Annotated in this window: 5 protein-coding genes and 1 pseudogene; 2 read left to right on the top strand and 4 right to left on the bottom strand. The window is 67.2% G+C overall.

All coding sequences use genetic code 11. The annotated features are described in order from the left end of the window. Positions 1-74 precede the first annotated feature (74 nt). From ACY0MJ_RS20165 to ACY0MJ_RS20150, 4 genes are all read right to left on the bottom strand, one after another. Positions 75-422: a hypothetical protein gene (locus ACY0MJ_RS20165; RefSeq protein ID WP_462640336.1), complete on the bottom strand. Its 348-nt coding sequence runs from the start codon at positions 420-422 to the stop codon at positions 75-77. A gap of 128 nt (positions 423-550) precedes the next feature. Next, positions 551-1,012: a hypothetical protein gene (locus tag ACY0MJ_RS20160; protein ID WP_462640335.1), complete on the bottom strand. Its 462-nt coding sequence runs from the start codon at positions 1,010-1,012 to the stop codon at positions 551-553. Between the two features lie 76 nt (positions 1,013-1,088). Then, positions 1,089-1,694, bottom strand: coding sequence for a hypothetical protein (locus ACY0MJ_RS20155; RefSeq protein WP_462640334.1), 606 nt, complete (start codon positions 1,692-1,694; stop codon positions 1,089-1,091). Positions 1,695-2,085: 391 nt separating this feature from the next. Beyond that, positions 2,086-3,096, bottom strand: a complete 1,011-nt coding sequence (locus tag ACY0MJ_RS20150) for an asparaginase (RefSeq protein WP_462640333.1) — start codon at positions 3,094-3,096, stop codon at positions 2,086-2,088. A 74-nt stretch (positions 3,097-3,170) separates the two neighbouring features. Between ACY0MJ_RS20150 and ACY0MJ_RS20145 the strand changes: the two are divergent. Together ACY0MJ_RS20145 and cls are read left to right on the top strand one after the other, a co-directional pair. Continuing rightward, positions 3,171-4,982: pseudogene (locus tag ACY0MJ_RS20145) on the top strand (carboxyl transferase domain-containing protein); the annotation flags it as partial. Between the two features lie 65 nt (positions 4,983-5,047). Beyond that, entirely contained in the window at positions 5,048-6,307 is a 1,260-nt protein-coding gene (gene cls / locus ACY0MJ_RS20140; protein WP_462640332.1) for a cardiolipin synthase, read from the top strand. Positions 6,308-6,339: the final 32 nt, after the last annotated feature.

Genomic DNA, 6,339 nt, shown 5'->3' with positions numbered 1-6,339 from the left:
ACTATCGCCAACTCGCCGAGTCAGAAATAATCGTCTGACTCACACCAACGAGTCTCCGAGATTCCCGGCGCGGTTCACTCCTCTGCAGGCCCGGCAGTATGACTGGTTAGTACGCAATCGACCATCTTCTTCGCCTCGTCTGTGACGGGCTTCGGCGCTAGCAGGCAAATCTCCGCAAGCTTCCCTCCCATGGAGTCCAATTCAGCGAGCGAGGAAATCTTCGTCTCTTGGGCTTGGATGATCAGTCTCTGGGTTTCGACTAAGAATTCGGCATAAAGCTTCCGCCGGATCGCGGCCTGCTCTCGTGCAACGTCCAGGCGCCACTCCTGGTTCTTAACGCTTCGATTTGAGAAATAGCTGATGATCCCTGCCACCGATGCGCCAGCAAGGGTTCCCAGGATCGCGATTACCTCAGATGGCATGTGTGAGGCCTAACGTAAAGGTGACCGGCACGTTGGGGCAAGGGGCCGCACGGTGCACGATTTCCAACCGCGCCGTGCGGCCCCTTGCCGCAACGTGTCCGAGTCGACCGTTCTGTTGGAGCGCATGCTCAGCCCCTTGCCTGCTTTGAGTAGTCCACCATTCTTCGCGGAAAAGCCTGCGCCACAATGCGCGGCCTTCGGTCCGATAGATCCTCGCCGTCGATTAGGTCTGCGGGGTAGGCGAGATCCACATTGAAGCGAGAGTTCTCCACTAGCATTTTGAACACAGCCCAGGAGCGAGGCTGGACGACGCCGTCGCCTGACTCCCAGAACGCATAGATTCGTTCGCGCAGCTCGGAAGGCGCAATGCGAAAGGCGATCTTGCTTTCACCTTCGATTTCGGCAAAGAGATCAGCAGAAGTGACACCATCCACCACCTCGGAATAGAGAAGGAGCTTCGCGGGCCGGCAGCCAAAGGCCGCCATCGCCATATGGGCCAACTGGCTCAGCACGTCACGGTTTTCCATGCGCTCTAACGTAGAGGTGACCGGCACGTTGCGGCAAGGCGCCGCGAGGTGCAGGATATCCAACGGCGCCTCGCGGCGCCTTGTCGCAACGTGTCCGAGTCGACCGACCTGTTAGACCGCACTCTCCCCACTTTGCCTGCTACATCATGGTCTCGTCGATAACGCCAAGATCAACCCGCTGCATGAGGCCGCCACTCACGATGCGCCGCTTAGCCTCCGCTACCTTTGCCTTCGCGACACCGAACCAGAGTTCGTCTTGCGCCTGGACCTGCTTGCATCCTGAATCCGTTGCCCTCGGCGCTCTGGGCCGGTACTCAAACCCGAGTTCGTCGAGGCTTACGCCATCGGGCGTGGAAGCTTGCCCAAACGCCAACGGAGCCTTTGTTTCGATACGAATCGCCTGCCAGACTCTGTGGAAACATTCCCGCAGAACTTCCTGAACGGAATGCAAGGAGCGGCGGGGGTTAGTGATCCGGATCATCACTCGGTGGGCATAGACCCGGCCGTCGAGAGTCACAAAATCGAAGTGGAACTCTCTCTCGACCGGATCCGGATGCACCATCTTCCGATTGGTTTCGGCCACATGCCGTTGCCAAGCCTCATCCGCAAGGCTGGTTGTTCGCGTTCGCGGGTACTCCGAGTCATCGTCGTCATCCCGCCCCGACAGCCCGCGCGAGCTGTAGTACGCCGAGTTGTTCGGATTGAGCTGATTCGAGCGGTTCTCGCGATCAGACTTGGAGGACACGACTCAACTCCTAAAATTGGGGAGAGGCTGCACTAAGCGGTCTAACGTAATGTAGACCGCACACCCCACCAGCTTATCCAGCACATGACGGATAAACCAGGAAGCCAGATTCGCTGTAAGCCTTGTGGCATCTCATCCTCCCGCTGCTGGGTTTGTATATCCGCAGAGGAAGCTTGGCAAGAATATCCGGCGCCTCGGCGTCGCCGGATAAAGCGGATATGGGCGTGAGTGCGGGATAAATCGGCCATCGAGGCGGGCGGCGGTACCCGAGCCTCGCAGGCGCAGAAGCCGGCGTTCGCCGGCTTCCTGGGAGCCCTGGGTCCCCGCCTTCGCGGGGATGACGGGGAACGGGGGAATAAGAAGAGCGTGGGTGTGGTGCGAACCGTGGCCGTCAAGCCCTCTCGATCCGAAACACCGCCTTCCTCTCCCCCACCGACCTCCCCTTGATACTTTTGATCTCCCCATTCCTCCAAGGCCTCAGCGCCTCCCGCTGGGCATCGTCCAGCCACCCCAGCTGCTCCATCGCCTCCACGGTCGCCGCGTACACCGCCAGCTTGTTCCCATCCGCGATCTTGATCGCCAGCGCCTCCCCGCGGCTCCGACTCGCCACGACCTGCACGCCTTCCGCGCCGGCCTTGGTCACCCAGTCCCCGCGCCCCGCTTCCATGAACGCGACGTCATTGCGCCCCGTCCCCGAAACCAGGTCCGGATGCGCCGTCATCGCATCCGCCAGCACCTCGAAGCTCTCGCCAAACCGCGCATCCCGCGCCCCGCTCGCGAGCCGCGCGAACCCCTGCGCCAGACTCGCCAGCGGCATCGCATAGTTCGGCGCCGAACACCCGTCGATGCCCATCGCCAGTTGATGCTCCTGCAGCCCCACCACTTCGGCCACCGCACTGCGGATCGCCTGCTGCAGCGGGTGCGCGGGATCGAGGTACGTCTCCACCGGCACCTCGTGCTGCACGCAGAACGCGAGGAAGCCACTGTGCTTGCCGCTACAGTTGTGGTGGCGCTCGTCGTAGCTGCCCGGCGCGGGCGGCGGCCAAGCGCCGAGTTCGGCGTAGTAGGGGACGTGGCAGCCGCATTGCAGGCGCTGGTAGCCGACGCCCGCCTTCTCCAGGATCTGCTCCACCTGTTCCACGTGCTTCGGCTCGCCGCTGTGGCTGGCGCAGAGCAGCGCCAGGTTGGCCGGCGTCAGGTTGAAGTGCTGCGCGCCGCCGCCCTGCACGAACGGCAGCGCCTGCAGCGGCTTGAGCGTCGAGCGAGTGAAGGTGACCCAGTGCGGGTCGCCGGCCTGCGCCAGCACGCGGCCGCGCGTGTCGGTGACGGCCAGGGCGCCGAAGTACACGCACTCGCGGGTGCCGCCACGATAGGTTTCGACGAGGGGGACGAGGGATGCCATGCGGCATTCTGCCGTGTCTCCGGCCTGACGCGCGCACGCCGGCGGCGCGCCGCACAATGCCGGGCATGACGCAACTGCGCTCTCCCTTGCAGGCCCAGGTGGTCCAGTGGCTGGTGGCTCCGGGCGATGTCGTCCGGGCTGGCGAACTTCTGGTCGTGCTCGAGGCGATGAAGATGGAGCATGAGGTGCGGGCGCCGGGGGCGGGGCGCGTGGGGGAGAGGTTTTTTGGCGAGGGGGAGACGGTGCAGGAAGGCGAGGTGTTGCTCGTCCTGGAGGAAGGCAGTGGCGCGGAGGCGGGTGCCCCCACCCCAACCCTCCCCCAGAGGGGGAGGGAGCAAATCCGGGAGGATCTTCGGCGGGTGGTGGAGCGGCAGGCGTTGACGCTCGACGAGGCGCGGCCGCAGGCCGTCGCCAAGCGCCACGCGCTTGGTATGCGCACCGCGCGCGAGAACATCGCCGATCTCTGCGACCCGGACAGCTTCAGCGAATACGGCGCCCTCGCCGTCGCCGCGCAGCGCAGCCGGCGCAGCGAGGACGACCTGATGCGCAACACGCCCGCCGACGGCATGGTCACCGGCATCGGCCGCGTCAACGGCGCGCTGTTCCCGCCCGAGCGCACGCAGGCGGCCGTGCTCGCCTACGACGCCACCGTGCTCGCGGGCACGCAGGGCTTCCGCAACCACCAGAAGACCGATCGGCTGCTCGGTCTCGCGCTCAAGCACCGCCTGCCCGTCGTGCTGTTCGCCGAAGGGGGCGGCGGACGGCCCGGCGATACCGACATGCCCATCGTCGCCGGCCTGCATGTGCCCACCTTCGCGAGTTTCGCGCGCCTGAACGGGCAGGTGCCGGTGGTGGGCATCGCCGCGGGCCGCTGCTTCGCGGACAATGCGGCGCTGCTGGGGTGCTGCGACGCGATCATCGCCACGCAGGACAGCAACATCGGCATGGGCGGCCCCGCGATGGTGGAAGGCGGCGGCCTGGGCACCTATGCGCCGGAGCAGATCGGTCCCGCCCCGGTGCAGCACGGCAACGGCGTGATCGACGTGCTGGTGCCCAACGAGGCGGAAGCGGTCGCCGCGGCGAAGCACTACCTGTCGTTCTTCCAGGGCGCGCTCGCCGACTTCGAGGTGCCGGACGCCACGCAGCTGCGCGACGTCGTCCCGGAAAACCGCCTGCGCGTCTACGACACGCGCGCCGCCATGCTGGGCCTCGCCGATCGCGGCAGCCTGCTGGAACTGCGCACCGGCTTCGGCATCGGCATCCACACGGCGCTCGCGCGCATCGCCGGCCGGCCCGTCGCCCTGCTTGCCAACAACCCGCTGCACCTGGGCGGCGCGATCGACGCCGATGCCGCCGACAAGGCCGCGCGCTTCATGCAGCTGTGCAACGCGCACGGCCTGCCGATCGTGAGCCTGGTGGACACGCCCGGCTTCATGGTCGGCCCCGCGATCGAGGAGCAGGCGCAGGTGCGCCACGTCAGCCGCATGTTCGTCGCCGCCGCCCATCTACGGGTGCCGCTGTTCGCCATCGTGCTGCGCAAGGGCTACGGCCTGGGCGCGATGGCGATGGCGGCGGGCGGTTTCCACGGACCCGAGTTCACCGTTTCGTGGCCGAGCGGCGAGTTCGGCGGCATGGGCCTGGAAGGCGCCGTGCGGCTCGGCTACCGCAAGGAGCTGGAGGCGGTTCCCGAAGGCCCCGAGCGCGAGGCGCTGTTCGAGCGGCTTGTCGCGAAGCAGTACGAGGCCGGCCAGGCGATGAACATGGCGGCCACGCTGGAGATCGACGCCGTGATCGACCCGGCGCAGACGCGCGAGTGGCTGCTGCGCGGCCTGGCGGCGGCGCGCACGGCCGAGCACGCGCCCGCCCCGCACATCGACACCTGGTGACATCGCCCCCCGGCGCGGCCGCGGCTGGGTAGGATCGGCCCTTTGCCCTCCGCCGCCCGCACCGGATGTTCATCGCCCTCGGGATCGCCCTGGCCCTCCTGGCCGCCCTGCTCTACGTCAACCTGAGCCCCGGCGAGCGCCAGGTGGCGCACGAGATCCCGCACCTGTACCCGGTGGAAGACCCGCAGTTCTTCCGCGCCATGGGGATGCTGCTGGGGCCCGACATCGTGAGCGGCAACCGCGTGCACGCGCTGCAGAACGGCGACGCGATCTTCCCAGCCATGCTGGAGGCGATCCGCGGCGCGCGCCGCACGGTGCTGTTCGAGACCTTCATCTACTGGTCGGGCGACATCGGCGAGGCCTTCGCCGAGGCGCTGTCGGAGCGCGCCCGCGCCGGCGTCAAGGTGCACGTGCTGCTGGACTGGGTGGGCAGCATCAAGGTGGACGAGGCGCTGGTGGACCGCATGCGCGACGCCGGCGTGGAGGTGCACCGCTTCCACCCGCTGCGCTGGTACAACCTCGGGCGAATCAACAACCGCACGCACCGCAAGCTGCTGATCGTGGACGGCCGCATCGGCTTCACCGGCGGCGTCGGCATCGCGACGCCGTGGACCGGCAACGCGCAGGACGCCGACCACTGGCGCGACTCGCACTACCGCGTGGAAGGGCCGGTGGTCGCGCAGATGCAGGGCGTGATGCTCTCCAACTGGGGCAAGACCACCGGACGCATCCTGCACGGCGACGACTACTTCCCCGCGCCGCAGCCGGCCGGCGAGCAGCAGGCGCAGATGTTCCACAGCTCGCCCAGCGGCGGCGGCGAGAGCATGCAGCTGATGTACCTGATCGCCATCACGGCGGCGGTGAAGACGATCGACATCGCCAGCGCCTACTTCGTGCCCGACGACATGGCGCGGCTCGCGCTGGTCGCGGCACGCAAGCGCGGCGTGCGCGTGCGGGTGATCACGCCGGGGCGGCGCATCGACCAGCAGGTGGTGCGGCATGCCTCGCGCGCGCTGTGGGGCGAGCTGCTGGAAGCGGGCGTGGAGATGTACGTCTACGAGCCGACCATGTTCCACTGCAAGACGGTGCTGGTGGACGGGCTGCTGGCGTCGGTGGGGTCCACCAACTTCGATCCGCGGTCGTTCCGGCTGAACGACGAGGCGAACCTGAACGTGTACGACCGCGCGTTCGCGCAGGAGCTGACGGCGGTGTTCGAGGAGGATTTGAAGCGGTGCCGGCGGGTGACGCTGGAGGAGTGGCGGCGCAGGCCGCTGATCGAGAAGGTGCGCGAGCGGGTGTTGGCGTTGCTGGCGCCGGTGCTTTAGCTGGGGTTCGCTGCGCTCACCGCCAGCCTACG

Source organism: Ramlibacter sp. bp-362 (assembly GCF_054956735.1).
This window is presented reverse-complemented; position numbering and strand designations above follow the sequence as displayed.